We start from the raw sequence: 26,243 nt of genomic DNA on the forward strand, positions 1-26,243 counted from the left end.
GTCAGTCTTCGATGACGGCAAGCACGGCGCCGGTGCGTACCTGACCGCCGGCCGGCACCGGCAACTCGGCGACCACACCGTCGGCGGGGGCGAGCACCTGATGTTCCAGCTTCATCGCTTCCAGGGTGAGCAGCGGATCGCCGGCCGCGACCCGCTGGCCCACCTCGACGTGCACCCGGGTCACCACGCCGGGCAACGGCGCGAGCAGCGAACCGGCCGCCAGCTCCACTGTGGGCAGCGGGAGACGCGGCAGCTCGGTCAGGCTCGCCGCCCCCGCCGGGCCGTCCACGAACACCTCCGAACCCACCCGGTGTACGCGCAACTGCCACCGGCTCTCCAACACGGTGAGCACCACCCGGTCCGGGGTGGCCTCCTCCAGCCGGGCCGGTATCTCGCTGGCCGGATCCGTCGACCACTCGGCGAGGCCGCCGTCCCGAGCCAGCCGGTAGCGGACCTCGATCTCCCGCCCGGTCCGATCGGCGTACCGGGCCACCTGCGGAAACGCCGGCACGTTGCGCCAACCCGAGGGGAGCCCGGCGAGCACGGGGGCGCTCGCCCGACGCGCGGCGGCCGAGGCCAGCGCGGCGGCCAGCGCCGCCACCGGCAGCAGCTCGGCGGGCAGCAGCGGTTCGAACACCTCCGCATGCCGATCGAGGAAGCCGGTGTCGACCTCCAGCGCGGCGAAGTCGGGGCTGCGCAGCACCCGGACCAGCAGATCCCGGTTGGTGGTCACGCCGTGCAGTTCGGCCCGCGCGAGTGCGCCGGCCAGCGCCCGGGCCGCCTCGGCGCGGGTGGGCGCCCAGGCGATCAGCTTGGCCAGCATCGAGTCGTAGTGCACGCTCACGCTCGACCCGGCCAGCACACCGGAATCCAGGCGCAGGCCCTTCGTCGGGGTGAACTCGCTGGTCAACCCGGGGATCGTGAAGCGGTGCAGGGTGCCGGTGACCGGGCGGAAGTTCTGGGCCGGATCCTCGGCGCAGAGCCGTACCTCGATTGCGTGACCGTCGGCCGGCGGAGTTGTCGTGAGCGGTAGCGGCTCACCCTCGGCGACAAGCAGTTGCAGCCGGACCAGGTCCAGCCCGGTGACCGCCTCGGTGACCGGGTGCTCGACCTGGAGGCGGGTGTTCATCTCCAGGAAGTGGAACTGGCCGTCGGGGGCGAGCAGGAACTCGACAGTGCCGGCGCCCACGTACTCGACCGCCCGGCCGGCGGCCACCGCCGCGGCGTGCAGCCGGTCCCGCAGCTCCGGCGTCAGGACCGCGGGAGCCTCCTCGACGATCTTCTGGTGCCGGCGCTGGATCGAGCAGTCACGCGCCCCGAGGGCCACCACAGTGCCGTGGGTGTCGCCGAAGATCTGCACCTCGACGTGCCGGCCGCGCTCGACGTACCGCTCGATGAAGACCGTGCCGTCGCCGAACGCCGCAGCCGCCTCGCGGCGCGCGGAGGCGACGGCCTCCGCGAGCCCGTCCGGGTCGCGGACCACCCGCATGCCCCGGCCGCCGCCGCCCGCTGTGGCCTTGACCAGCACGGGGTAGTCGGTGACCTGCCCGGCGTCGGTCCACGTGGGCAGCATCGGCACGCCCGCGTCGGCGAGCAACGCCTTGGCGGCCATCTTGTCGCCCATCGCGGCGATCACCTTGGCCGGCGGGCCGACCCAGGTCAGCCCGGCGTGCTCGGCGACCCGCATGGCGAACTCGGCGTTCTCGGCCAGGAATCCGTAGCCGGGGTGCACGGCGTCCGCGCCGGACCGGCGGGCCGCTCGCAGGATCTGCACCATGTCCAGGTACGTCTCGGCAGGCGTGTTTCCCGGCAGGTGTACGGCCAGGTCGGCCTCGGCGACGAACGGCGCGTCGGCGTCCGCGTCCGAGTACGCGGCGATCGTGGTGATGCCGAGCGTGCGGCAGGTGGCAAAGATCCGACGGGCGATCTCACCCCGGTTGGCAACAAGCAGTCTCTGGATCATCCGCGTAGCCCTCTCACATCCGGAAGACGCCGAAACCGTCGGCGCCCTTCACCGGTCCGCTGTGGATCGCCGAGAGGCAGAGCCCGAGGACGGTACGGGTGTCCCGGGGATCGATCACCCCGTCGTCGTAGAGCCGGCCGGAGAGGAAGAGCGCGCCCGACTGCGACTCGATCTGCTGCTCGACCATCATCCGCATCGCGGTGTCGGACTCCTCGTCAAAGGAGCGTCCCCGGGCAGCGGCGGCCTGCCGGGCCACGATGGACAGCACCCCGGCGAGCTGGGCCGGGCCCATCACCGCCGACTTCGCGTTCGGCCAGGTGAACAGGAACCTCGGCTCGTACGCCCGACCGCACATGCCGTAGTTGCCGGCACCGTACGAGGCGCCCAGGTTCACCGTCAGGTGCGGCACCGTCGAGTTCGACACCGCGTTGATCATCAACGCGCCGTGCTTGATGATGCCGCGCTGCTCGTACTCGGTGCCCACCATGTAGCCGGTCGTGTTCTGCAGGAAGATCAGCGGCGTGTCGGCAGCGTTCGCGAGCTGGATGAACTGGGCCGCCTTCTGCGCCTCCGCGCTGAACAGCACCCCCCGGGCGTTCGCCAGCACGCCCACCGGGTACCCGTGCAGCTCGCCCCAGCCGGTGACGAGCGCGTCCCCGTACGCCGGCTTGAACTCGTCGAAGTCGCTGCCGTCCAGGATCCGGGCCAGCACCTCGCGCGGGTCGAACGGCACCTTCAGGTCGGCACTGGTGATGCCGAGCAGCTCCTCCGGGTCGTACTTCGGCGGTTGCGGCACCGCCGTCCGCGGCGACGGGCCGTGCTTGCGCCAGTTCAGCCGGCGTACGCACTGCCGGGCCAGCCGGATGCCGTCGCGCTCGTCGGAGGCCAGATAGTCGGCCAGCCCGGACGTGCCGGCGTGCATCTCCGCGCCGCCCAACGACTCGTCGTCGGTGACCTCGCCGGTCGCCATCTTCACCAGCGGCGGCCCGGCCAGGTAGACCTGCGACCGGTCCCTGATCATGATCACGTGGTCGGACATCCCCGGCACGTACGCGCCACCGGCAGTGGCGTTGCCGAAGACCACGCTGACAGTGGGGATGCCCGCCGCCGAGAGCCGGGTCAGGTCCCGGAACACCCGACCACCCGGGATGAAGATCTCCGCCTGGGTGGGCAGGTCCGCCCCGGCCGACTCGACAAGGTTGACCATCGGCAGCCGGTTGGCCAGGGCGATCTCACCGGCCCGCCGGGTCTTGGCGAGCGACCACGGGTTGACCGCGCCACCGCGTACCGTCGGGTCGTTGGCGACGATCAGGCACTCCACACCCTCGACCACACCGATGCCGGTGACCACGCTGGCCCCGACCGGGAAGTCGGTGCCGTACGCGGCGACAGGTGACAGCTCCAGGAACGGGCTGTCCGCGTCCACAAGCAGCTCGATCCGCTCCCGGGGGAGCAGCTTGCCGCGCTTGTGGTGCCGGGACACGTACTTCTCGCCGCCGCCCGCCCGCGCCTGGTCCAGCGCGGCGTCCAGCTCGGCAAGCCGCTCCAGCAGTGCGGCCCGGTTCGCCGCGTACCCGGGAGCGGCCGGGTCGACCGCGCTGTCCAGGATGCTCACAGTGGCTCCTTCGTTCGCGACTGCGGGGCTCGCAGACCCGGCTCACTCCTCGCGCTCACAGGCCCATGCCCTTCGCGATGATCTCGTTCATGATCTCGGTGGTGCCGCCGCCGATGCCCAGGATCCGGGCATCGCGGTAGTGCCTCTCCACCTCGGCGTCGCGCAGGTAGCCGAAGCCGCCGTGCAGTTGCAACGCCTGGTCGACGACGTGGTCGCAGGCGGCCACCGCCACGTTCTTCGCCATCGCCACCTCGGTCACCACCGGCTCACCGGCGGCCACCCGGGCGGCCACCTCGTGCACGTACGACCGGGCCGCCTCGGCCCGGGTGTGCATCTCGGCCAACCGGTGCCGGATCAACTGCCGGCTCGCCAGTGGACGCCCGAAGGTCTCCCGGTCCCGGCACCAGCGCGTCGCCAGCTCGACGCAGCGCTGCGCCGTCGCGTACGCCTGGGTCGCCAGCGACAGCCGCTCCGCGGCGAAGTGCTGCATGATCGCCAGGAAGCCGGTGTTCTCCGCGCCGACCCGGTTGGCGACCGGCACCCGCACATCCGCGAAGAACAGCTCGGCGGTGTCCGAGCAGTGCCAGCCCAGCTTCTCCAACCGGCGCCCCACCGTGAAGCCGGGCGACCCCTTGTCGATGACCAGCAGGGTCAGTCCACCGCTGCCGGGGAATCCGGTGCACACAGCTGTGGTCACGAAGTCGGCCCGGTGCCCGCTGGTGATGTACGCCTTCGACCCGTTCACCACGTAGTGGTCGCCGTCCCGGCGGGCGGTCGTGCGGATGCCGGCCACATCCGAACCGCCGTCCGGCTCGGTGATCGCCAACGCGCCGATCATCGTGCCCGCCAGGGTGGGCCGGACGTACCGCTCGATCAGATCGTCGTCGCCCGGGGACGCGGTGCCGCCGAGCCGACCGCCAAGCGACCCACCGGTGCGGGCACCGGCCGCCGCGACGAGGTGCGGCACCGCGATGCCGTGCGTGAACAGGGCCGCCACCAGCCCCGACGAGCCGCCGGAGCGGATCAACTCCTCGGTCACGATGATCGTGTCGAGCAGGTCGCCGCCGCTGCCGCCCACCGACTCGGGGAAGCCGATGCCGAGCAGGCCGAGCTTCGCGGCGCTCGCGTGCAACGCCCGGGGCACCTCGCCGGCCCGCTCCCAGTCGTCCAGGTGCGGCAGCACCTCCCGGGTCACGAAGGCCCTTGTCAACTCGCGTAGCTGCCGCCGCTCCGGCGTGTCCACGATGCTCACGGCGTCACCCCCGGCGGCACATCGGCGGGCAGGTCGACGATGCGGGCGCGCAGCAGCTCCCCGAGCGCCTTGGCCTGCGGGTCGAACCGGGTGGACGCGGCCACCCCCGCCCCGAGCAGGCCCTCGATCACGAAGTTGACAGCGCGCAGGTTCGGCAGCTCGTAGCGCCGCACCGACAGCGGCGCGGTCTCCGGCAACAGCTCGGCCAGCCGCTCGACGGTCAGCCAGGCGCGCAGCCACGCGTACCCGGCGTCGGTCCGGGCCCAGACCCCGAGGTTGGCGTCACCGCCCTTGTCGCCCGAGCGCGCGCCGACCAGTTCGCCGAGCGCCCCGCGCCGGGTCGGGCCGCCGACCGGCGCGTCGCCGCCCGGCACGGTCGCGTCCTGCACTGCCGGCGCGGTGCGGATCGGTGGGGCGATCGGCACCCGCTCACCACCGGGCAGCACCGCGACGTGCGCCACCGCGTCCTGCGGCACCGCGTCGGCGGTGAAGACGCCGTACGGGGTCGCGTCGCCGGGCAGGGTGGTCAGCGTGCAGCCCGGGTACGAGGCCAGCGCCAACTCCACAGCGGCGGCCGAGAAGGCCCGCCCGGCTCGCGCCCTGTCGACGTCGCGCAGGTGTACGTGCAGCAGGGCGCTGGCGGCCTCGGTGTCGGCGGCGTCCGGGTGGTCGGTCCGGGCCAGCGTGAACTCCAGCCCGTCCTTCCCCACCGCCTCCTCGACCTGCCCGCGGACCAGGGCGGCCTTGGCCTCGATGTCGAGTCCGCAGAGGACGAAGGTCATCGAGTTGCGGAAGCCGCCGAGGTTGTTGACGCCCACCTTGAGCGTTGGCGGCGGCGGGGTGCCCCGGACGCCGGAGACCCGGACCCGGTCCGGCCCGTCCTGGCGCAACGCCACGGTGTCCAGCCGGGCCACCACGTCCGGCCCCAGGTACGCCGGCCCACCGATCTCGTAGAGCAGCTGTGCGGTGACCGTCTCCACAGTGACAGCGCCGCCGGTGCCAGCGTGTTTGGTGAGCACCGTCGAGCCGTCCGGATGCACCTCGGCGATCGGAAATCCGGGTCGGTGCCCACCGTCGGGCAGTTCGGTGAAGAAGCTGAAGTTGCCACCGGTGACCTGTGCGCCGCATTCGATCAGGTGCCCCGCGACTGTTGCTCCGGCCAGTTCGTCGAGGTCGTCGCGGCTCCAGCCGTAGTGCGCGATGGCCGGGCCGGTCACCAGCGACGCGTCGGTGACCCGGCCGGTGACCACCACGTCCGCTCCGCCGTCCAGGCAGGCCGCGATGCCGAACGCGCCGAGGTAGGCGTTCGCGCTCAACGCGTCCGGTCGCCCGATGGCGTCGCCCTCGACGTACCCGACCTGGGCCGGTAGGCCCAGCCGGCCGGCGAGCGCGCCGATGGCGGCGGCCAGACCGGCCGGGTTCAACCCGCCGGCGTTCGTCACGATCCGCACCCCCCGTTCCAGGGCGGTGCCGAGGCACGTCTCCAGTTGCCGCAGGAAGGTCTTCGCGTAGCCCAGGTTCGGGTCGCGCAGCCGATCCCGGGCGAGGATCAGCATGGTCAGCTCGGCCAGGTAGTCACCGGTCAGCACGTCCAGTTCGCCGCCGTCGAGCATCTCCTGCCAGGCGGTGAACCGGTCACCGTAGAAGCCGGAGGCGTTGCCGATCCGGATCATGTAGGCGTGCCGTCTTCGCCGACGGGCCTCCGGCCGTCGCCGGGCGGCCCGGCGAACGCCTGCGCCACGTCGAGCCACTCGTCTGCGACCGGCCCGGTGGCGACCAGGGCGAGGTCCGCGCGGTGTCGGCGCTGGGTGACGAGCAGGCAGAAGTCCAGGGCGGGCCCGCTCAGCCGGTCGGCGGCGTCCGCCGGACCCCAGGTCCAGAGGTCGCCGCCGGGCCCGACCAGCTCGACCCGGATCGGCGTCGTCGGGATGTCCCGGCCGTGGGCGGCGAAGCCGTTCCCGAGGGTACGCACACCGAGGTGCGCGATGTGCCGGAGCCGGTCGCTCGCGGGTCGGACGACGCCGAGCGCCTCGGCCACGTCCTCGCCGTGCGCCCAGGTCTCCATGATCCGGGCGGTCGCCATCGAGGTGGCCGACATCCGGGTGCCGAACCACTGCAGTTTCTCGCCGGCCGGGACGGCGGCCAGCGCGTCGGCGAGCGCCGTCCGGCCGGCCCGCCAGCGGGCGAGCAGCTCCGCCGGTGGGGCGAGGAACTCCTCGGCGCCGTCGTCGGCCATCCGCGTCGGGTCGGGTGCGGCGGTCACCGCCGCGAAGAACGCCTCGGTATCGGTGGCCGCCAGCAGCGACACGTGATCGGTCCAGGCGAGGTGGGCGATCTGGTGCCCGATGCTCCAGCCCGGCGCGAGGGTCGGGCGGGCCCAGTCGGCCGCCGGCAACGGCGCCACCAGGCGGTCCAGTTGGGCGGACTCGGCGGCCAGATCCGCGAGCAGGTCGGTGTAGTCGACCATGGGTGCCTCCGGTCGGTAGTGGCCGGCGTGGCCGGCGGTCAGGGCGTGAGCACTGTGGCGAGTTGGCGCTTCCAGGTGCTCAGCAGGGCAGCACGGCGGGTCGAATCGTCGCTGAGGAGGTTGGCCACCCCGAGCCCGCGGAGCAGGTCGAGAGTGGCCTGGACCGCCTCGCGGACGCCGGGTCGGCGCTCGTCGACACCGAGGAGCGCCACGGTGAGGAGGTGCATCTCCCGGCCGACAGTGGCCTCCAGTGGCACCAGGGCGTCGCGGAGTTCCCGGTCGGTCCGGGCGGCGACCCAGAGTTCGAGAGCCGCCACGAACAGTGGCCCGGTGAACGCCACGCCGAGCAGGTCGATCACCCGGTCCAGCCGCTGCGGGCCGGCCGGCAACGCCTCGGCCTCGGTGCGTAACTCGGCGGCCCGCCGCTCGGCGAGATGACCCACGGCGGCCGTCACCAGGGCCGCCTTGGTCGGGTAGTGGTGCAGTTGGGCGCCGCGCGAGACACCGGCCCGCGCGGCGACGACTGTGGTCGTGGTGCCGGACCAGCCGTGCTCGATCAGGCAGTCGACTGTCGCGTCCAGCAGCCGGGCCTGGGTGGCACGGCTGCGTTCCTGCTGAGGGACGCGCGTCGATGCGGTGGACACGGGAACAGCCTGCTGCCTCCGAAACAAACAGTCAAGACTGACTTTTTTTGTGTGCCGCGTTGCCGCACTGAACTCGCGGCGGTGGGGGGACGTGGCTCAGCGGTTGGCCTGCGGTGTGCTTCCTTCGGAGCTGATGTCGCAGACGAGTCAGCTCTGAAGGCACGCTCACCCAGGTCCCCGACCGGCCGGGTCAGCGGCCGTCGCGGGGGCCGAAGACGGCCAGCGCGTCGGCGTCGCTGTGCTGGGAGCGCAGGTACTCGTCGGCCCACGCCGCCGCGTCGGGGAAGGTGGACTCCGCGGCCACCCGGGCGCACGCCGCGTCCACGTCGAAGGCGGTGCGGCGCAGTTGGACGCCCGGCCCGAGCAGCGCCCACCACGCGCCCGCACCCCCGTACGGCATGCCGATGCTGCCCGGGTTGACCACCAGACGTCGATCGACCAGCCGGGTGAACGGCATGTGGGTGTGGCCGCAGACCACCGTCGAGACGTCCGCCGGGAGGCCCGCGAACACCTCCGCCCAGCGGGACATCCGGGAGTCGACGAGCACCACCTCCTCGTCGTCACGAGGGGTCGCGTGACAGAACAGCGTCAGCCCGAGACCGTCGATCTCGACAGTCGCCGTCGCCGGCAGGGCCGCGAGTCGGGCCACCTGGTCCTCGCGGAGCTGCCCGGCCGCCCAGTTGGACACCTCGAAAGCGGCGGGCCGGCCGGCCCGCGCGTCGACCAGCTCACGTTCGCAGTTGCCGCCCACCCAGCAGACCCGGTCACCCAGGTTGGCGAGCACGTCCAGCACCTCGACCGGCTGCGGGCCGGACGCGATGTCGCCGGTCAGCACGAGGAGGTCGGCGGCGGCGACGTCCGGCTCGGCCAACACGGCCTCCAGCGCGGGGAGTACGCCGTGAATATCGGAGAGGACAGCAACTCTGTTCACCATGGCCCCACCCTCACCGCTTCGGCAGTCCCCGAGCCAGCATTTCTGCGGCGGGCAGACGAAACGTCCCCGCCGCCCGTCGGTGACGGAAGGCGGGGACGCGACGTACCGCTCAGATCAGACGCGGGCGCGACGGGCCAGGCGCTCCGGGTCCAGGATGATGATGCTCTTGCCGTCCAGCCGCAGCCAGCCGCGCGAGGCGAAGTCGGCGAGCGCCTTGTTGACCGTCTCCCGGGAGGCGCCGACGAGCTGGGCGATCTCCTCCTGGGTGAGGTCGTGGGTCACCCGCAGGACGCCACCGTCGCGGGTGCCGAACCGGCCAGCCATCTGGAGCAGGTTCTTCGCGACCCGACCCGGCACGTCCGTGAAGATCAGGTCGGCGAGCGAGTCGTTCGTCCGCCGCAGGCGTCGGGCGAGCACCCGAAGCAGCTGCTCGGCGATCTCCGGCCGGTTGGCGAGCCAGGGCCGCAGCGCCTGCTTGCGCAGTCGTACCAGCCGGGTGTCAGTTACCGCGGTGGCGGTCGCCGTACGCGGACCCGGGTCGAAGAGCGACAGCTCACCGACCATGTCCGAGGGCCCCATCACCGCGATCAGGTTCTGCCGGCCGTCCGCGGCGCGCCGACCAACCTTGATCTTCCCGGACAGCAGGATATAGAGGCTGTCACCGGGCTCGCCCTCATTGAAGACGACCTCGCCCTTGCGGACCTCGATCGTCTCCATCTCCTTGGCAAGCGCCTCGGCAGCTTCCGGGTCGACACCCTGGAAGATCCCGCTGCGGGCAAGTACCTCGTCCATCGCGCACCTCCGGTTACGCGGGCCGTCCGTCGGCCGGGGTCGCCGTCCGCTGATCCCCTCGCGCGCCGCCAAGTCTAGGCGCACATGAGCATGAATCAGAGGTCGCCCCTGGAATCTTGATCGTTGGGCGTAACCTGCCCGACGTGCTGAGCGAGCCGACTCTGACCAGTCGCCCCGAGGACGGGTGGGACATCCCGCTGCTCCTGTGGCGCGCCGACGGACCCCTACGCGCCGTCAGCAGCGGCCCACTCGGCGGTGGAATCGGCGCCCGACACTGGGTGCTGAACGCGACGGTGCCGATGTCGTACGACCGGGACGACCCGGCCGCCCACCTGAGCGCGCTCGCCGCCGACCTCGCCCTCGACGGACCCGGCGTCGGTCTGCTGACCGGCGTCGACGTGGCCGAGGTGGTGGCGCGGACCGACACCGGGGTGCGGGCCTGGGCGACGGTCGGGCTCGGCACGCCGCTGCTCGCGGCCGCGCCGGCCCCGGTCGAGCTGGCCCACCGGGTCGGCACCGTCAACATCGTGGTGTACGTGCCGGCCCGACTCGCCGACTCGGCGCTCGTCAACGCGGTGGCCACGGCGACCGAGGCGAAGACCCAGGCGATCACTGAACTCGGGTTGCCGGGGACCGGCACCCCGACCGACGCGGTCACGGTGCTCTGCCCGGTCGACGGGCCGGAGGCCGCGTACGGGGGGCCGCGCTCCACCTGGGGTGCCCCGCTCGCCCGAGCGGTGCACGCGGCGGTGCGCGCCGGGGGTGCGCGGGCAGTCGTGCCCTGGTCAGAGCAACTCCCGGGCTGACTTCCAGCCGATCGGCTGTCGTCGGCGCGTTGTCGGCCCGGTAGGGTCGCGAGCGATGTATTCTCCGACCCCTCCCGCGTCCCGCCGGCGTCGCCACGTCGTCCTCGGCCTCGCCGCGTTGTTGGCCACCCTGCTCGCCGCCGGCTGCGGCAGCGACCCCGGCGGCGCCCCCGCCCCCGTCTGGCAGCCCGGTGCCGGCGGCGGTGGCACCGGCGCTCCGGTGACCACCACTGGCCCGGAGGATTCCGCCGCGGGCGGCGTGATCTCGCTCTCCGCCACCGGCGACATCATCATGGGCAACGCGCCGAGCCGACTGCCCGCCGGCGGCGGCAAGGGGTTCTTCGCCTCCGTCACCGAGGCGCTCAAAGCCGACCTGGTGATGGGCAATCTGGAAGAGCCGCTGACCGTGGACACCGGCACCGGCAAGTGCGGGGCCAACTCCACCCGCTGCTTCCAGTTCCGGGCCCCACCGGAGTACGCAGCGCACCTGCGCGACGCCGGCTTCCACGTGCTCAACCAGGCCAACAACCACGGCTACGACTACGGGCCGAAGGGCTACCAGAACACCCAGCAGGCGCTGGAGAAGTACGACCTGAAGCACACAGGTGCGCCGGACCAGATCACAGTGGTCGACGTCAAGGGCGTCAAGGTCGCGGTGGTCGGCTTCTCGTCGTACGTCTGGTCCAACAGCCTTGTCGACATCGCCACGGCGAAGACGGTGATCGCCAAGGCCGCCACCATGGCCGACCTGGTCGTGGTGCAGGTGCACATGGGTGGCGAGGGAGCGGAGAAGACCCGGGTCAAGCCGGGCACCGAGATGTTCCTGGGCGAGAACCGGGGCGACCCGGTCAAGTTCTCACACGCGATGATCGACGCCGGTGCCGATCTGATCGTCGGGCACGGGCCGCACGTGCTGCGCGGCATGGAGTTCTACCAGGGGCGGCTGATCGCGTACAGCCTCGGCAACTTCGCCGGCGGCGGCAACTCGCTCAACAACGACGGCCGCCTCGGGTGGGGCGGGGTGCTGAAGGTGTCGCTGAAGCCGGACGGCGCCTGGGCCGGTGGCTCGTTCACCTCGACGTACATGAACGACGCCGGTAAGCCGACGCTCGACCCGAACGACCGGGGCCTGGGCCTGATCGGCGACCTGAGCCGGAGCGACTTCCCGAAGAGCGGTGCCCGGTTCGACGGTCCGGGCAAGATCTCCCCGCCCACGGGCGGCTGACCCGGGGGAGCGGCCGGGGCGCGACGTAGGCTGACCGTCGTGACAAGTAGTCCCCCCGGCGTCAGCGAGACCGACCTCGGGCGCACACGCCGCGCCCGCAAGATCGGCCGGGTGCTCGCCGAGACGCATCCCGACGCGCACTGCGAACTGGACCACTCAAGCGCGCTGGAGTTGTCCGTCGCCACGATCCTGTCCGCGCAGTGCACGGACAAGAAGGTCAACGAGGTCACTCCGAAACTCTTCGCCCGTTACCCGAGCGCCGCCGCGTACGCCGGGGCCGACCGTGGCGAGATGGAGGAGTTGATCCGGCCCACCGGCTTCTACCGGAACAAGACCGACTCGCTGATCAAGCTCGGTCAGGCTCTCCTCGACCGGTACGACGGCCGCGTCCCCGGCCGGCTCGCCGACCTGGTGACGCTGCCCGGGATCGGCCGGAAGACCGCAAACGTGATCCTCGGCAACGCCTTCGACGTACCCGGCATCACCGTCGACACGCACTTTCAGCGGCTTGTGCATCGCTGGGGGCTGACCAGCGAGACCGACCCGGTCAAGATCGAGCACGCGATCGGCGCGATGTACCCGAAACGCGACTGGACCATGCTGTCGCACCGGATCATCTTCCACGGGCGACGGGTCTGCCATGCCCGCAAGCCCGCCTGCGGCGCGTGCACACTGGCGAAGCTCTGCCCCTCGTACGGCACCGGCCCGACCGAGCCCGCCGCCGCCGCGAAGCTGCTCAAGGGCCCTCGGGCGCGGGACCTGGCGGTGGCCGCCGGGGTCGATCCGGAGCTGGTGCCCGCCCAGGCGATCGCCGCGGAGGTGCCGTGAACCGCCGCCTCGCCCTGGTGATCCTGCCGCTGCTGCTGACCCTCGCCGGCTGCACGAGCGGCGCGGACGACGGCGCTCCGACCCCCAGCCGGGCCGCGGCCGAGCGACCATCGCCGTTCCGGGACTGCTCCACGCTGCGCACACCGCCCAGGGCCACGTCGTCCGGCTCCGCCACGACTGCCGCGCCCGACCCGGCGGCCTCCGCTACCGGTGGGGCCCCCACGGCCGGCGCCGCTGGCGGTAAGGCGCTGCCGGAGCTGACGCTCGCCTGCTTCACCGGCGGTGCCCCCGTCGCCCTGCGGGACGTGGCCGGTCCCGCGGTGATCAACGTGTGGGCCTCCTGGTGCCCGCCATGCCAGAAGGAGCTGCCCGCCTTCCAACGCCTCAGTGAGCGGGCCGCCGGTCAGCTCCAGGTGATCGGGGTCAACAGTCGGGACAGCCGCAGTGCGGCGCAGTCCCTCGGGGAGGACTTCGGCATCCGGTTCCCGATCCTCGTCGACCAGGGTGAGGCCCTGCAACGCCAGCTGGAGCGCAATTTCTTCCCCATGACCATCTTCGTCGACGCCGATGGTCGGGTCCGGCACATCGACGCCAGCGGCGCGCTCGACGACGCCCAACTCGCCGAACTGGTCCGCACGCACCTCGGCCTGACGGTGTCCGCGTGACCCGTCGACCGCCCGAATGGATCGAGCCGCTGCTGACCCGGCTCGGCACCGCCCGCGCCGAGGACTTCACCCGGCTGACCACGCCAGCCGAGGGCGGCCGGGAGAGCGCCGTACTGGTGCTGCTCGGCGAGCAGCCCGGCGTCGGCCCCGACGTGCTGGTCCTGCAACGCGCCGCCACCCTGCGTACGCACGCCGGCCAGCCGGCCTTCCCCGGAGGCGCGGCCGACCCGGAGGACGCCGACGTACGCGCCACCGCGCTGCGCGAGGCCAACGAGGAGGTCGGCCTCGACCCGACAACCGTGACAGTGCTTGCCGAGCTGCCGAAACTGTGGATCCCGGTAAGCGACTTCGTGGTGACCCCGGTGCTGGCCTGGTGGCACGACCCGCACCCGGTGCACCCCCGGGAACCTGCCGAAGTGGCGCACGTGGCCCGCCTGCCGGTGAGCGAGCTTGTCGACCCGGCCAACCGGCTGCGGGTTCGCCACCCGAGCGGCTGGATCGGCCCGGCGTTCTCGGCCCGCGGGATGCTGGTCTGGGGCTTCACCGCAGGGGTGCTGGCCACCCTGTTGGAGATGGGCGGCTGGGCCCGTCCGTGGCCGCGCGACCGGGTGGTGGAGCTGCCGCCGAGCGGGGCAACCCCGGCCCCCTCGGCAGGCACCGACGACGCCGACGAGACTGCCCTGCGCTGACCGCACGTTCACTTTCCGCAAGCGGCGGTCATCCCGTGGGCACACTGCCCGTACGCTTGACCCGTGTCCGTCGTGGATCTGCTGCTGCTCCTGCTCATGCTCCTGTTCGCGATCAGCGGATACCGCCAGGGCTTCGCCATCGGCGTCCTGTCGCTCGCCGGGTTCTTCCTGGGCCTGCTGCTGGGTCTCCAGCTCGGGCCGCTGTTCGCCAAGCAGTTCGTGGAACCGATCACCCGGGTGCTGATCTCGCTGGTGACGATCTTCGGGCTGGCGGTGATCGGGCAGGCGCTCGCCGGTTGGCTCGGCTCGCGCCTACGTAAGACGATCACCAGTGAGGTGGGCAGGCGGGCCGACGACATCGGCGGAGCCGCCGTCTCGCTGCTCGCGGTGCTCCTGTTCGGGTGGCTGATCGCCGTGCCGTTCGGCTCGTCCGAGGTGCCGTGGATCGCCGCCGCGGTGCGCAACAGCGCGCTGATCACCGCGGTGAACCGGGTGCTGCCGAACAAGGCGCAGGATCTCACCACGGCATTGCAGGACACCCTCGGCACCGACGGGTTCCGGGACCCCTTCGGCGGTCTCGCGCCCACCCGGGTCCGGCAGGTCGAGCCGCCCGACCCGGCGCTGGCCGGCTCGCAGGTGGTGGTCAACGGTCAGCGGTCGGTCGTCAAGGTGCTCGGTTCCGCGCCCAGTTGCTCACGCCGCATCGAGGGTTCCGGCTTCGTGTACGCCGACGACCGGGTGATGACAAACGCGCACGTCGTCGCCGGGACCCGCTCGGTCGCCGTGGAGTTGGGCGGCGAGCGGTACGACGGCAAGGTGGTCGTCTACGACCCGGACCGGGACCTGGCCGTGCTGCTCGTACCCGGACTCCCCGGTCCGTCCCTGCGGTTCGCCGCCGGAAACGCGGGCAGCGGCACCGACGCCATAGTGCTCGGGTTCCCGCTCGACGGCCCCTACAACGCGCAGTCGGCCCGGATCCGCGACGTCGACAAGATCAAAGGGCCGGACATCTACTCCGACGGCGACGTCACCCGAGACATCTACACGATCCGGGCGCTGGTCCGCAGCGGTAACTCGGGCGGTCCGCTGCTCTCCGCGAACGGTCTGGTGCTCGGCGTGATCTTCGCGGCGGCGGCGGACGACCCGAACACCGGCTTCGCGGTGACCGCCGCCGAGGCCCGCCCGGTGGCGCTGGCCGGTGCCGAACGTAACCGGCAGGTCGGCACCGGCGAGTGCACCTGAGCGCCGTCCGGAGTCAGTTGGGCGCCGGTGCGGCTTGTCGCGTGCTCGGCAACTTCGCCCGCCCCCACCGCAGCCCGCGGTCCAGCACCGCCCGGGCCATGATCGCGACGCAGGTGCCGCCGTTGAGGAAGGACGCCACCACGTCGCTCGGGTGGTGCATCCCCCGATACAGCCGGGTCAACGCCACCCCCAGCGGCACCACCAGCAGCAGCGTCCACCAGGCGACCCTCGCCCCGGTGCTCCGCGCCCGCAGGGCCATCAGCACGGCGATCCCGACGTAGAGCGCCACCGCCGCCGAGGTGTGCCCGGACGGGAAGCTCGAGGTGGGCGGCGAGACATCCATGTGCTCCACCGCCGGCCGCTGCCGGTCGATCACCAGCGTGGTCAGCAGGAACACCAGCGCCTGGGCGGTCACCGCCGCGCACAGGAACAGCGGCTCCCGCCAGCGGTTCAACCAGAGCCGCAACGCCAACGCCACAAGCACGGTGACCACGACGATCATCTGGGTGCTGGCCAGCGTGCTGAACACCAGCGAGACGTCGTTCCAGCCGCCGGTGCGGTCGCCGGCGAGTTCCCGGTTCACCGCGTCCTCGACGGTGAACGGCCAGGTCCGCTCGAAGACCCGGGTGACAAGCACCCCGAGCAGCACCATGACGCCAAACAGGAGGGACACCGGCAGCAGCACCCGCCGGATGATCTGGACCAGGGTGTCGGACATGGGTGGGCCAGTACCCGGTGCGGCTCGCCGGCACGCCTCAGGCCGCGCCAGGTTCCCGCTCGACCTCGGGAGCGACGCCCTCGCGGGCCGGCTGGACGGGCCGCAGGCCGACGTGGGCCCGCCAACTGGTGAACGCGGCGGTGGTCGCCGCGACCACCGCCACGCCGAGCAGCCAGCCGCCGAGCACGTCGCTTGTGAAGTGCACGCCGAGCGCCACCCGGCTCAACCCCGTCACCACGGTGAGCAGCAGCGCGGCGACCCAGAGCGCGACCCGCGCCAGCCCTCGGCCCACGTATGGCAGGAACACCAGCAGCAGCACCCCCGCCGTCAGGGTGGCGTTGAGCGCGTGACCGGAGGGGAACGAATAGCCGGCCGCCCGAGCCACCGGATCCAGCAACTCCGGCCGGTCCCGCCCGACGAGCAGCTTGAGCAACGGACCGAACAACCCACCCACCACCATCGTGGTGGTCACCCAGAGTGCCAGCCGGCGGGCTCCCCGGCGCAGCAGCCAGATCACCACGAGCAGGGCGACAGCCCGCAGCGGCATGGGCGCGAACACCTCACTCCAAATCCGCATCAGCGCGACCCAGGCCGGGTGCTGCACGGCGTAGCCGTGCAAGGCCCCGGTGACCGCCGTGTCCAGTCGGTGCAGCGGCGCCCAGGCGCCGAGCACCAACAACGCGAGCAGCGCGAAGGGCACAAGCACCAGGAACGCCGCCGTCGTGGCCAGGGTCAGCCGCAGCCCGAGCGCATGGTCCGGGTCGACTCGGCGGTGCCGCCAGGACGAGTGCCGGGCGGTGCCGAGGGTACGTGGACCAGACGCGCTCATGCGAACGGTTCTACCCCACCGGTCGGCCGGTCAGGCCTGCCGGGACGCCTCGATCATCGGGACCGCTGGCGGAACCGGCGCACCAGCAGGGTTGCGCCGCCGGTCAGGGCGACGAGAAGCACGAACCCGGTCCACAACTGCGCTGGCGCCGACGTGTCCTCGCCACCAGCCGCCCGGGCCGTCCACCGGCTCTGTTGACGAGGAGCGGCGAGACCGAGCGGATCGGCGCCGGCACCGGCCATCGAGTCGTCAGCCGAGCCGGGCGCCGGGCCGAAACCGGTGACCCCCGGGGACGTCTGATCGTCAAGCGGGTTCGCGGTCACCGGCGGCACCTCGGCGGTCAACGCGGCCACCGGGTCGACCATGCCGTACCCGAAGCGGTCGTCCCGTCCGGTCGGCCCGAGGTCCCGGGCGGTGGCCAGCAAGCGGTTGACCACCTCACCCGCGGACATCTGCGGGTAGCGGGACCGGACCAGCGCGGCGGTGGCCGCCACCAGCGGCGCGGCGAAGCTGGTGCCCTGCACCCGCCAGTATCCGTTCGGAGATTTGGCGCCGACCAGCCCGGTGGCGGGGGCGCTGAGCACCGTCGCCCGGCCGGTGATCGACCCGGACCACAGGTCTTCGCTGTTGCGCTCCAGGCCGGCGACCGCGATCACCCCGGGCTCGCGCGCCGGGTACCACACCTTGGGGCTGTTGGAGGTGGCCAGGTTGCCGGTGCAGGCGACCACCACCACGTCCCGGACGAACGCGTAGTCCAGGGCCGCCGCCAGGGCGGGGCTGTCGCCGCTGCCGCCCAGCGACAGGTTGATCACGCGGGCGCCGTGGTCGACCGCCCAACGGACCCCCTGGGCCACGATCAACGCGTCGTCGTAGCGGTTGTCCTCGTCGAGCACCCGGACCGGCAGGATCCGCGCGTCCGGCGCGAGGCCGACCACGCCCCGCTTGTCGTCCTTGCGCCCGGCGATCAGGCCGGCGACGGTCGTGCCGTGCCCCACCGGATCGGGGCCCGCACCCCCGCCCGAGCCGACCAGATCCTGACCGGGCAGCACCTGGCCGACCAGGTCCGGGTGACTGCCGTCCACCCCAGAGTCGATCACGGCGACGGTCACGCCCCGGCCGGTCGAGCTGCGCCAGGCCGTCTCGGCCCGCAACTCGTCGAGCTGCCACTGCTCGTCGCGGACCTGATCGGTGCGCGCGACAGCGTCGCCGGGGGCGAACACCGTCGGCCCGCCGGCCAACTGCCCACCACGGCTCGGCCCGGCGACAGGCACGGCCGCCGCCGTCGGCGCGACGACGGTGAGCGCCGCGGCCACACCGAGCAGCGCCCGGACGGTCGCCCGTCGGGCCGCCGACGGACCGCTGTGCCGCACCCCTGTCACATCCCCAGCCATTCATCCCGACGGAACCATGACGATCGGAGATTACCGGTTTCCTCACCCGTCACGGGAGGAACTGGCGAGTCAGGTCATTGTGGCGGCAGTTGGGCGAGCTGCACGAGGCGTACGCCCTCCCGCCGGGTGACCAACCGACCACGCCCCGGCGGCAGCGGACCCGGCCGCACCGGTCCGACGAGCGCCCCCTCCTCCGGGCTGCCCGTCATCACCAGACCGGCGGTGGACAGCTCCCGCAGCCGCTGCACGATCGGCTCGTACTGGGCCCGGCCCGCGCCACCGGATCGGCGGGCCAGCACCAGGTGCAACCCGACGTCGCGGGCGTGCGGCAGGTGCTCCTCCAGGGCCCGCAGCGGGTTGGCCGGCCCGGCCGCCACCAGGTCGTAGTCGTCGACAAGCACGAACAGCTCCGGCCCGGACCACCAGGAGCGGTCCCGTAGCTGCTGCGGGGTGACCTCCGGCCCCGGGGCCCGCCGCTCCAGGTAACCGGCGGCCGACTCGACCAGGTCGGCGGTGTGCGCCGCGGCGGTGCCGTACCCGATCAGGTGCGGCGTCTCGATGGCGCCGAGCAGGCTGCGCCGGTAGTCGACAAGGATCACCCGGGCCTGCTCGGGAGTGAACCGGGTGATGATCGAGGTGGCCAGCGCGCGCAGGAACGACGACTTGCCGCACTCCGAGTCCCCGAAGACCACGAAGTGTGGCTCGGTGGCGAAGTCGAGCAGCACCGGGCGCAGGTCCGCCTCCGCGATCCCGATCGGCAGCCGCAGCCCGGTCGCCGCGGCCAGGTCCAGCTCGGCATACGGCAGCACCTGCGGGAGCAGCCGCACCCGGGGCGCCGACGGGCCACCCCAACTGCCGGCGACCCGTTTGACCAGATCGGCGGTGTCCCCGTCGTCGGCGAGCTGCGGCAGCGCGGTGAGGAAGTGCAGGCCCTCCGCGGTCACCCCCCGACCGGCGCGCTCCGGCACGTTCGCGGCCGCCCGCCGGGCCACCAGCGAGTCGGACGGGTCACCGAGGCGCAGCTCCAGCCGGGAGCCGAACAGGTCCCGGATCGCCGGCCGGAAGTCCAGCCAGCGCAGCGCGGTGGCGACAACGTGCAGCCCGTACGACAGGCCCCGGGTGGCCAGGTCGGTGACAAGCGGTTCCAGGTCGTCGTACTCGCCCCGGACCGTGCTCCAACCGTCGATCACCAGGAACACGTCACCGAACGGGTCAGCGCCCGGCTGACCGCTGGTAACCGTCGTGGCCCGCCGCTGCCGGTACCCGGCCATCGACTCCACACCCAGCTCGGCGAAGCGGCGTTCCCGATCGGCGAGCAGGGTGCTCATCTCACCGACGGTGCGCCGGACGGCCGTCGGGTCGGCCCGACCGGTCACCCCACCCACGTGCGGCAGGTCGCGCAGCGCGGCCAACCCGCCGCCGCCGAAGTCGAGACAGTAGACCTGCACCTCGGCCGGGGTGTGGGTGAGCGCCAACGCACAGATCAGCGTACGCAGCACCGTGGACTTGCCGCTCTGCGGCGCACCGACCACCGCGACGTGCCCGGCGGCCCCGTCCAGCGCCAGCCAGAGCAGGTCCCGACGTTGCTCCAACGGCTTGTCCACCACCGCCAGCGGCACCCCCAGCGCGCCGTGCAGCTCCGGGTTGCCCACTGTGAGCCCGCGCGTCGGGTCCACCTCGACCGGGCCGAGTAGCTCGTCCAGGGCCGGTGGCGGACCGAGCGGCGGGAGCCAGACCTGGTGCGCCGGCGGGCCCTGCCCGACGAGCCGGTCCACCAGCAGGTCGAGCAGCGTCTCCCGGCCCTCCTCCTCCGCCACGACAGGCACGGCCGGGGTTGCCGGCTCGGGCACCGGCACCACGTGCGTGGTGAAGGTGAGCAGCCGGGCACCACCGTCGGCGGGGGCGCCTGCCGGCAGCACCCGACGCCGGACGGCACCGGAGACGTACGCGGCCTTGAACCGGGCCAGCGGGTCCGTGCCGGCGCGCAGGTAGCCGTGACCCGGTGAGCGGGGCAGCTCGTGGGCGTCGGCCACCCCGAGCACGGTGCGCGATTCCAGCGCGGAGAAGGTACGCAACCCGATCCGGTAGGACAGGTGGGTGTCCAGCCCGCGGAGCCGTCCCTCCTCCAGCCGCTGGCTGGCGAGCAGCAGATGCACGCCGAGCGACCGACCCAACCTGCCGATCTGCACGAACAGGTCGATGAAGTCGGGTTTGGCGGAGAGCAGTTCGGAGAACTCGTCGCAGATCAGCAGCAGCGACGGCAGCGGGGCCAGCGGGCTGCCGGCCGCCCGGGCCCGCTCGTAGTCGCGCACGCTCGCGAAGTTGCCGGCTCGGCGCAGCAGCTCCTGGCGGCGGACCAGCTCCCCGTTTATCGCATCGACCATCCGGTCGACAAGGGGCAACGCGTCGGCCAGGTTCGTGATCACCGCCGCGGTGTGCGGTAGCCGGTCGAACGAGGCGAAGGTGGCGCCGCCCTTGAAGTCGACGAGCACGAAGTTGAGCTGCTCGGAGCTGTGCGTGACGGCGAGCCCCAGCACCAGCGTGCGGAGCAGTTCGGACTTGCCGGAGCCGGTCGCCCCGATGAGCAGGCCGTGCGGGCCCATCCCGTCCTGGGCGGACTCCTTGAGGTCCAGCTCGATGGCGCCGCCGTCCGTGCCGACCCCGATCGGCACCCGCAGCCGGTCGCGTGCCGAGCGCGGCAGCCAGCCCTGCTCAGCGGTGAAGCTCTCCGGGTCGCCGAGCCCGAGCAGCTCGGGCAGGCCCAGGTCGGCCTGGAACGGGGCGTCCGGTCCGCGGGCCGCGCCGGCGAGCCGCAGCGGCGCCAACCGTCGGGCCACCGCCTCGGCGTCGGCGAGGTCGAGCTGGTCGGCGGTGCCCACCTCGGCATGCCCGTCGGACGACAGCGAGTGCAGTCGCCGGCCGTGCAACTCCAGCAGCAGCGCGTACCGGTCGAGCAGCCGGGGTGGCGGAGTGTCCAGGTCCAGCACGGTGACCGCGTCGATGCCGCCGTCACCGGTCAGGTCGCTGGCACCGGTGAGGTCGCCGCCATCGAGGACCACCACCACGTGCGGCCCGTCGGTGGCCGGGCCGGCCGGGCTGAACCGCGACCGGCTGGCCAGCACGTCGGCGAGCAGCCGTTCCAACTCGGCGGCGGAGCTGGTGACCAGCCGGACCGGACCGAGCGCGTCGGTGCGGCCGGGATGGTGGGCGTGCGGGAGCCATTTCACCCACTCCCAGCAGGCCCTGCGTTCGGGTCCGGCGCAGACCGCGACGAGCAGCTCGTCCGGGGCGTGGAAGACCGCGAGTTGGGTGAGCACCGCCCGGACCAGCGCCTGCGCCGCCGGGTCGCCACTGGTCGGCCCACCGGTGGTCGGGGTGCCACCTCCGGCCCGGCCGGCGGGCCGGACGTGCACCCGGGCGAAGCTGCGCAGCGACAGGGCCACCGGCAGGTCCGGCACCACGGAGTACGCGTCCAGAAAACGGCGCAGCGCCCCCGCCGTCATCGGCTCCAGCTCCTCCAGCGGCCGGGTGACAGGTGGCACGAGCGGAGTGGCCAGGGTCTGTGGACCGACGGCCACCCGCACCACCGCGAAGTCCGGGTCGGCGGGGCGTCGTTCCCAGACCCGGTGACTGTCCACGGTTGACCAGAGCCCGCCCGGGTTCGGGTGCCGGTAGTAGAGCCCGGCCCGCTGCTGTCCCGCGGTCCGGCGGACCCGCCGCCGCAACGTGGCCAGGTGGCGTAGGTACTCCCGCCGGGCGGCCATCATCTCGGACTTCTTCGGCGTGCCGGATGCGCTGCCCCAGGAGGTCACCAGCATCGCCAGCGAGGAGAGCCCGAACATCCCACCCACCACGTACGAGTAGGCGCCACCGCCCCGGCCGAACATCATCGCCATCGCCACGGTGCCGCCGAGCATGGGCAGCAGCATGAGCATCTGCTGCCACCGCCCGCCGGCGACCACGGGGATCTCCGGTGGTGCCTCGACCGGCAGTTCGCCGGCGGGGATCTCCGGTGCCGGTCGACGTGGCGGACGCTTGATGACGACTGTCGACACTCGGCCTCCTGACAGCGCTGGGTAACCCGAGCCGGACTCATGGTAGGTAAAGTCCTGTCGTCCGCGCAGCCTCCGATTCCAGTCGATATGGAGACCAGTCGATGACTACCGGTCTGGCCCGCGTCACGATCAGCGCGCCGCAACGACGGGTGGACGTCGCCCTGCCGGAGCAGGTGCCCCTGGCCGAGCTGCTGCCCGACGTGCTCCGGCACGCCGGCGTCGGGCTGGCCGACGATGGCGAGCAGCACGGCGGCTGGGTGCTGCGCCGCACCGACGGCGCGCTGCTGACGACCGCTCAGGCGCTGCTGTCCCAGGGGGTCCGTGACGGTGAGGTGCTGCACCTCGTGCCGGCCCGCGCCCACTGGCCCGAGCTGGAGTACGACGACGTGGTCGAGGCGATCGCCGACGGTGCCCGCCGCCGCGGTGGCGCCTGGTCGCCCACCGCCACCCGGGCCGCCGGGCTGGCCGGTGCGGCGGTGCCACTCACCGTCGGGCTGCTCGCCCTGCTCGCCGGCGGCCCGACGTACCGGGCTGGTTGGCTGGCGGCTGCGGTGGTGGCGCTGCTGCTCACCGTGGCCGGCACGGTCGCCTCACGCGCCAACGGCGACGGTGCCGCCGGGGCGACCCTCGGTGGCTACGCGCTGCCGTACGCGTTCACGGCCGGCGCCCTCGCGGTCGGCTCCGGCGACCCGGTAGGCCCGTTCGGGCCGGTCCGCTGGGTGGGCGCGCCCGAGCTGCTGGCCGGCTCGGTGGCGCTGTCACTGGTGGCGCTGATCGGCCTGCTCGGGGTGGCCAGCCGGCTGCGGGTCTTCGTGGCCGGTGTCACGGTCGGCCTGGTCGGCGCCGGGGCGGCGCTCGGTGGGCTGCTGCTGACCCCGGCCGGCACGGCGGCGGTGCTGCTCAGCGCACTTGTCTTCGCCGTCGGGGTGATTCCACTGCTGGCCATCCGGCTGGGCAAGCTGCCGCTGCCGCCGATCACCCTGCCGACCCCGGCAGCCACCGAGGGGCCGGAGCGGGCCCGGGATCTGCCGGACCGCAGTCGGGTGCACGCCGCGGTGACCCGCACCGAGGAGGTGCTCACCGGAATGTTGATCGGACACGCCCTGCTGGCGGTGGCCGCCGCGGTCGTCCTCGGGGTCGCCGGTGCGACGGCCGGTCGGGTGCTGCTGGCGGTCACCTCGGCGGTGCTGCTGCTGCGGTCGCGGCTGTTCGTGGCGTTGCGACACCGGGTCCCGACGGTGCTGGCCGGGCTGGCCGGCTACACCGTGCTGGGCGCGGTGCTTGTCGGCCGGGCCGACGACGTCGGGCGGTTGGCGCTGGTCCTGGGCGGTGCGGCGGTGGCCCTGGTGGCCGCTGCCAGCGGCACCGGATACGCCCGCCGGCCGGTCTCGCCGTACCTCGGGAGGGTCGCGGACCTCACCGACACGGCCCTGGCGGTCGCCGTGGTGCCGATCGCCTGTGCGGTGCTCGACCTGTACGACCGGGCCCGAGGGCTGCTCGGTTGAGCGGCCCCCGGGCCCGGTGCGTGAGTGGTCGTCAGTGGGCGGATTCGCCGCGCGCCTCGGCGTCCCTGGCCCGCTGGTAGGAGGCGTGGATCTCGGCCTCGGCCTCGGTGCGGCCGACCCAGGTCGCGCCCTCCACCGACTTGCCGGGCTCCAGGTCCTTGTACACCTCGAAGAAGTGCTGGATCTCCAGCCGGTCGAACTCGCCGAGGTGGTGGATGTCGCGCAGGTGCTCCTGGCGAGGGTCCTCGTAGGGCACGCAGAGGACCTTGTCGTCCCCGCCCTTCTCGTCGGTCATCCGGAACATGCCGATGGTGCGGCAGCGGATCAGGCAGCCCGGGAAGGTCGGCTCGGGGACCAGCACCAGGGCGTCGAGCGGATCGCCGTCCTCGCCCAGAGTGCCCTCGATGAACCCGTAGTCGGCCGGGTACTGGGTCGAGGTGAAGAGGGTGCGGTCCAGCCGGATCCGGCCGGTCTTGTGGTCCACCTCGTACTTGTTCCGGTGACCTTTGGGGATCTCAACCGTCACGTCGAAATCCATCTGCACGCTCCCTCGTCTGCCCACGCTGGCTAACGGAACCACTGGCGGCCCCTCCGGACAGGTGAATGCCCACCCGCCGACTCCGGCCGCCGCATAGTCTTCGGACCGAAGTAGTGTCACCCAAGCTGATTTTCGCTGGGGGAGGAGGGGGTCGTGGGGAGGGAAGATTCACACTACCGCCCGGACGGGGGCTCGGCGCACGGTACCGGACGATCCGGCTCCGGTGGCGCCACGGGTCGGGTTCCGGTGCCCGAGGCCCACCTGCCACGGGCTCCCGAGCCAGGGACGCCGGCAGCTGAGGTGAACCCACCCCTGCCCTGGCGTCCGCCGACCGGCCCGGTCCCGCCCAGCCCGAACAACGGTCGCTTCCCGGCGCTCGGCGGTGATCGGCCGACGAGCGGCCCGCCGCGCGGCAGCGCGTCGGTGCCGGTGAGCCCGGCCCCGCCCGGCCCGGTCCCGCCCGGCCCGACCTCGGGCGGCCCGTCGCGGGGCAGCGCGTCGGTGCCGGTGAGCCCGGTCCCTCCCGGCCCGTGGCCCGTTCCGACCGCCGCCCCCGGTGGCGTCCCACCGCTGGGTCCGCCGATCTCGGCGCTGCCGTCACCGGCCGGTGACGCGCCGGCACCCACGCCGGACGCGCCGCCTCGTCGGCGGCTGCCGGTGGTGCTGGCCGTCGTGCTGCTGCTGGTGCTCGCCGGCGTCGGGGTGGTCGTCGTCCGGCCCGGCCCGGTCGCGGGATGGCTCGGCGACGACGCCGGATCCGCACCGAACGCCGCTGGCGTGACCCCGGACCCGGTCCCGTCGGACGTGCTTCCCGGCCCGGACCCGAACGCCCCGGTCCCCACCCCGGACGGGGTTCGTGCCGCGCTCGACCCGCTTGTCGGGGTCGCCGCCCTGGGCGATCGGGTCAACGTCTCGGTGGCCGATGTCATCTCCGGTCAGACGCTGTTCGACAAGGGGGCGGACGACGGCACCGTGCCCGCTTCGGTGACCAAACTGGCGACCGCGGTGACGGCACTTGCCGCCCGGGGGCCCGGCTACCGGATTCCCACTCGCGCGGTGGCCGGTACGAAGGCCGGCGAGGTAGTGATCATCGGTGGTGGCGATCCCACCCTCGCGATCAACAAGAAGGGCTACTACCCGGGCGCGGCCCGACTCGACGAGTTGGCCGCCCAGGTGCGTACCGCGCTCGGCGGCACCAGCCCGACCAGCGTCACCGTCGACGGCTCGGTCTACTCCGGCCCGGTCTACGGCCCGGGCTGGGACGACGACATCCCCACCGGCGGGTCTGGTGGCGCGGTGACGGCGTTGATGACCGACGGCGGTCGCCGGGACCCGAGCGTCCCGCACGGGGCCGCGGCGCGGTTCGCCGAGCCGGACCTGGCCGCCGGCAAGGCGTTCGCCCGGCTGCTCGGCGTGCCGAGCGAGGCGGTGAAGCGTGGCACGGCACCGGCTCCCGCCGCCGCCGGTGGCTCCCCGGCGCCGGGCACCGAGCTGGGCGTGGTGCAGTCTCCGCCGATGATCCGGCTGGTCGACATCATGATCAGCGAGAGCGACAACCTGGTGGCTGAGGCGCTGGCCCGTCAGGTCGCGATGGCCCGCAACCAGCCGGCCTCGTTCGACGGCGGGGCTGCCGCGATGGACGCGGAGGTGGCCGAGCTGGGCCTACCCGCCGACGAGATCACCCTCTCCGACGGCAGTGGGCTGTCCCGCAACAATCGGATCAGCCCGTCGTTGCTCACCGACCTGATCCGACTGGCAGCCAGCCCGGACCATCCGGAGTTGGCCGGGGTCTTCGGCGGCCTGCCGGTGGGCGGCTGGTCCGGGACCCTGGACGAGCGCTACCGCACCGCCGCCGGCACCGCCGCCGGGGCGGGCAGCGTCCGGGCGAAGACCGGCACCCTCACCGCTGTGCACTCGATCGCGGGCCTGGTCACCACCGCCGACGGTCGGCTACTCACCTTCGCGGTGCTCACGGATCGGGTGCCCGGTGGGAAGGAAACCGCCCAACCGGCGCTGGATCGGATCACCGCCGCGTTGGCTGGCTGCGGCTGCCGCTGACCGTCACCGGCTCGGGCACTGCGGCCC

General features: G+C 73.0%; 21 protein-coding genes. 8 read left to right on the forward strand and 13 right to left on the reverse strand.

Annotated features, from left to right (window positions below):
• Position 1 precedes the first annotated feature (1 nt).
• The 8 genes from AB0B85_RS05745 to AB0B85_RS05780 form a co-directional block, all read right to left on the reverse strand.
• Complete coding sequence (locus tag AB0B85_RS05745; RefSeq protein ID WP_357403958.1) at positions 2-1,963, reverse strand: biotin carboxylase N-terminal domain-containing protein; 1,962 nt, start codon at positions 1,961-1,963, stop codon at positions 2-4.
• A 13-nt stretch (positions 1,964-1,976) separates the two neighbouring features.
• Positions 1,977-3,578: a carboxyl transferase domain-containing protein gene (locus AB0B85_RS05750; RefSeq protein ID WP_357403960.1), complete on the reverse strand. Its 1,602-nt coding sequence runs from the start codon at positions 3,576-3,578 to the stop codon at positions 1,977-1,979.
• A 55-nt stretch (positions 3,579-3,633) separates the two neighbouring features.
• Positions 3,634-4,830, reverse strand: a complete 1,197-nt coding sequence (locus AB0B85_RS05755; protein ID WP_357403962.1) for an acyl-CoA dehydrogenase family protein — start codon at positions 4,828-4,830, stop codon at positions 3,634-3,636.
• Positions 4,827-6,503, reverse strand: coding sequence for an acyclic terpene utilization AtuA family protein (locus AB0B85_RS05760; RefSeq protein ID WP_357403964.1), 1,677 nt, complete (start codon positions 6,501-6,503; stop codon positions 4,827-4,829). Before AB0B85_RS05760 ends, AB0B85_RS05755 begins: the two co-directional genes overlap by 4 nt.
• The gene (locus AB0B85_RS05765) at positions 6,500-7,297 is read right to left on the reverse strand and encodes a TIGR03084 family metal-binding protein (protein ID WP_357403966.1); all 798 of its coding nucleotides are present in this window, start codon (positions 7,295-7,297) and stop codon (positions 6,500-6,502) included. The genes AB0B85_RS05760 and AB0B85_RS05765 overlap by 4 nt, the downstream gene beginning before the upstream one ends.
• A gap of 38 nt (positions 7,298-7,335) precedes the next feature.
• Positions 7,336-7,941, reverse strand: coding sequence for a TetR/AcrR family transcriptional regulator (locus AB0B85_RS05770; protein ID WP_357403968.1), 606 nt, complete (start codon positions 7,939-7,941; stop codon positions 7,336-7,338).
• Between the two features lie 190 nt (positions 7,942-8,131).
• A complete protein-coding gene (locus tag AB0B85_RS05775) occupies positions 8,132-8,875 on the reverse strand; it encodes a metallophosphoesterase family protein (RefSeq protein WP_357403970.1) in 744 nt (247 codons plus the stop codon).
• Positions 8,876-8,989: 114 nt separating this feature from the next.
• Entirely contained in the window at positions 8,990-9,667 is a 678-nt protein-coding gene (locus AB0B85_RS05780; RefSeq protein ID WP_076467173.1) for a Crp/Fnr family transcriptional regulator, read from the reverse strand.
• Between the two features lie 143 nt (positions 9,668-9,810).
• On the opposite strand from AB0B85_RS05780, the gene AB0B85_RS05785 reads away from it, so the two are divergent.
• The 6 genes from AB0B85_RS05785 (at position 9,811) to AB0B85_RS05810 (ending at position 15,122) form a co-directional block, all read left to right on the forward strand.
• Complete coding sequence (locus AB0B85_RS05785) at positions 9,811-10,473, forward strand: adenosylcobinamide amidohydrolase (RefSeq protein ID WP_357403973.1); 663 nt, start codon at positions 9,811-9,813, stop codon at positions 10,471-10,473.
• Between the two features lie 55 nt (positions 10,474-10,528).
• Entirely contained in the window at positions 10,529-11,698 is a 1,170-nt protein-coding gene (locus tag AB0B85_RS05790; protein ID WP_357403975.1) for a CapA family protein, read from the forward strand.
• A gap of 39 nt (positions 11,699-11,737) precedes the next feature.
• Positions 11,738-12,526 (forward strand): endonuclease III, encoded by a 789-nt coding sequence (gene nth, locus AB0B85_RS05795; protein ID WP_357403977.1) that lies wholly within the window; start codon positions 11,738-11,740, stop codon positions 12,524-12,526.
• A complete protein-coding gene (locus tag AB0B85_RS05800; RefSeq protein ID WP_357403979.1) occupies positions 12,523-13,191 on the forward strand; it encodes a TlpA disulfide reductase family protein in 669 nt (222 codons plus the stop codon). Before nth ends, AB0B85_RS05800 begins: the two co-directional genes overlap by 4 nt.
• Positions 13,188-13,880: a CoA pyrophosphatase gene (locus tag AB0B85_RS05805; protein WP_357403981.1), complete on the forward strand. Its 693-nt coding sequence runs from the start codon at positions 13,188-13,190 to the stop codon at positions 13,878-13,880. The genes AB0B85_RS05800 and AB0B85_RS05805 overlap by 4 nt, the downstream gene beginning before the upstream one ends.
• Before the next feature lie 63 nt (positions 13,881-13,943).
• A complete protein-coding gene (locus tag AB0B85_RS05810) occupies positions 13,944-15,122 on the forward strand; it encodes a MarP family serine protease (protein ID WP_357403983.1) in 1,179 nt (392 codons plus the stop codon).
• Between the two features lie 13 nt (positions 15,123-15,135).
• Here AB0B85_RS05810 and AB0B85_RS05815 read toward each other — a convergent pair whose 3' ends face one another.
• The 4 genes from AB0B85_RS05815 to eccCa all read right to left on the reverse strand — a co-directional run bounded on the left by AB0B85_RS05815 (position 15,136) and on the right by eccCa (position 22,115).
• Complete coding sequence (locus AB0B85_RS05815; RefSeq protein WP_357403986.1) at positions 15,136-15,840, reverse strand: phosphatase PAP2 family protein; 705 nt, start codon at positions 15,838-15,840, stop codon at positions 15,136-15,138.
• A gap of 37 nt (positions 15,841-15,877) precedes the next feature.
• Complete coding sequence (locus AB0B85_RS05820; RefSeq protein WP_357403988.1) at positions 15,878-16,669, reverse strand: phosphatase PAP2 family protein; 792 nt, start codon at positions 16,667-16,669, stop codon at positions 15,878-15,880.
• Between the two features lie 53 nt (positions 16,670-16,722).
• Positions 16,723-18,060: a type VII secretion-associated serine protease mycosin gene (mycP, locus tag AB0B85_RS05825; RefSeq protein WP_357403990.1), complete on the reverse strand. Its 1,338-nt coding sequence runs from the start codon at positions 18,058-18,060 to the stop codon at positions 16,723-16,725.
• Between the two features lie 74 nt (positions 18,061-18,134).
• A complete protein-coding gene (gene eccCa / locus AB0B85_RS05830; protein WP_357403992.1) occupies positions 18,135-22,115 on the reverse strand; it encodes a type VII secretion protein EccCa in 3,981 nt (1,326 codons plus the stop codon).
• A 101-nt stretch (positions 22,116-22,216) separates the two neighbouring features.
• Between eccCa and eccD the strand changes: the two genes are divergently transcribed.
• Positions 22,217-23,620: a type VII secretion integral membrane protein EccD gene (gene eccD / locus AB0B85_RS05835; RefSeq protein WP_357403994.1), complete on the forward strand. Its 1,404-nt coding sequence runs from the start codon at positions 22,217-22,219 to the stop codon at positions 23,618-23,620.
• Between the two features lie 31 nt (positions 23,621-23,651).
• Here eccD and AB0B85_RS05840 read toward each other — a convergent pair whose 3' ends face one another.
• Positions 23,652-24,158, reverse strand: coding sequence for an inorganic diphosphatase (locus AB0B85_RS05840; protein ID WP_109816465.1), 507 nt, complete (start codon positions 24,156-24,158; stop codon positions 23,652-23,654).
• Positions 24,159-24,749: 591 nt separating this feature from the next.
• Between AB0B85_RS05840 and dacB the strand changes: the two genes are divergently transcribed.
• Positions 24,750-26,216, forward strand: coding sequence for a D-alanyl-D-alanine carboxypeptidase/D-alanyl-D-alanine-endopeptidase (gene dacB, locus AB0B85_RS05845; protein WP_357404154.1), 1,467 nt, complete (start codon positions 24,750-24,752; stop codon positions 26,214-26,216).
• The last annotated feature ends 27 nt before the right edge of the window (positions 26,217-26,243 follow it).

Origin of the sequence: Micromonospora sp. NPDC049044 (assembly GCF_040649215.1) — a bacterium.
Classification (GTDB): domain Bacteria; phylum Actinomycetota; class Actinomycetes; order Mycobacteriales; family Micromonosporaceae; genus Micromonospora.

Excerpts from the sequence above, each read along its gene's own strand:
- AB0B85_RS05745 (WP_357403958.1), bottom strand. The coding sequence starts at position 1,963 with ATGATCCAGAGACTGCTTGTTGCCAACCGGGGTGAGATCGCCCGTCGG.
- AB0B85_RS05760 (WP_357403964.1), bottom strand. The coding sequence starts at position 6,503 with ATGATCCGGATCGGCAACGCCTCCGGCTTCTACGGTGACCGGTTCACC.
- AB0B85_RS05765 (WP_357403966.1), bottom strand. The coding sequence starts at position 7,297 with ATGGTCGACTACACCGACCTGCTCGCGGATCTGGCCGCCGAGTCCGCC.
- AB0B85_RS05775 (WP_357403970.1), bottom strand. The coding sequence starts at position 8,875 with ATGGTGAACAGAGTTGCTGTCCTCTCCGATATTCACGGCGTACTCCCC.
- AB0B85_RS05780 (WP_076467173.1), bottom strand. The coding sequence starts at position 9,667 with ATGGACGAGGTACTTGCCCGCAGCGGGATCTTCCAGGGTGTCGACCCG.
- AB0B85_RS05790 (WP_357403975.1), top strand. The coding sequence starts at position 10,529 with ATGTATTCTCCGACCCCTCCCGCGTCCCGCCGGCGTCGCCACGTCGTC.
- AB0B85_RS05815 (WP_357403986.1), bottom strand. The coding sequence starts at position 15,840 with ATGTCCGACACCCTGGTCCAGATCATCCGGCGGGTGCTGCTGCCGGTG.
- AB0B85_RS05820 (WP_357403988.1), bottom strand. The coding sequence starts at position 16,669 with ATGAGCGCGTCTGGTCCACGTACCCTCGGCACCGCCCGGCACTCGTCC.
- mycP (WP_357403990.1), bottom strand. The coding sequence starts at position 18,060 with ATGGCTGGGGATGTGACAGGGGTGCGGCACAGCGGTCCGTCGGCGGCC.
- eccD (WP_357403994.1), top strand. The coding sequence starts at position 22,217 with ATGACTACCGGTCTGGCCCGCGTCACGATCAGCGCGCCGCAACGACGG.
- AB0B85_RS05840 (WP_109816465.1), bottom strand. The coding sequence starts at position 24,158 with ATGGATTTCGACGTGACGGTTGAGATCCCCAAAGGTCACCGGAACAAG.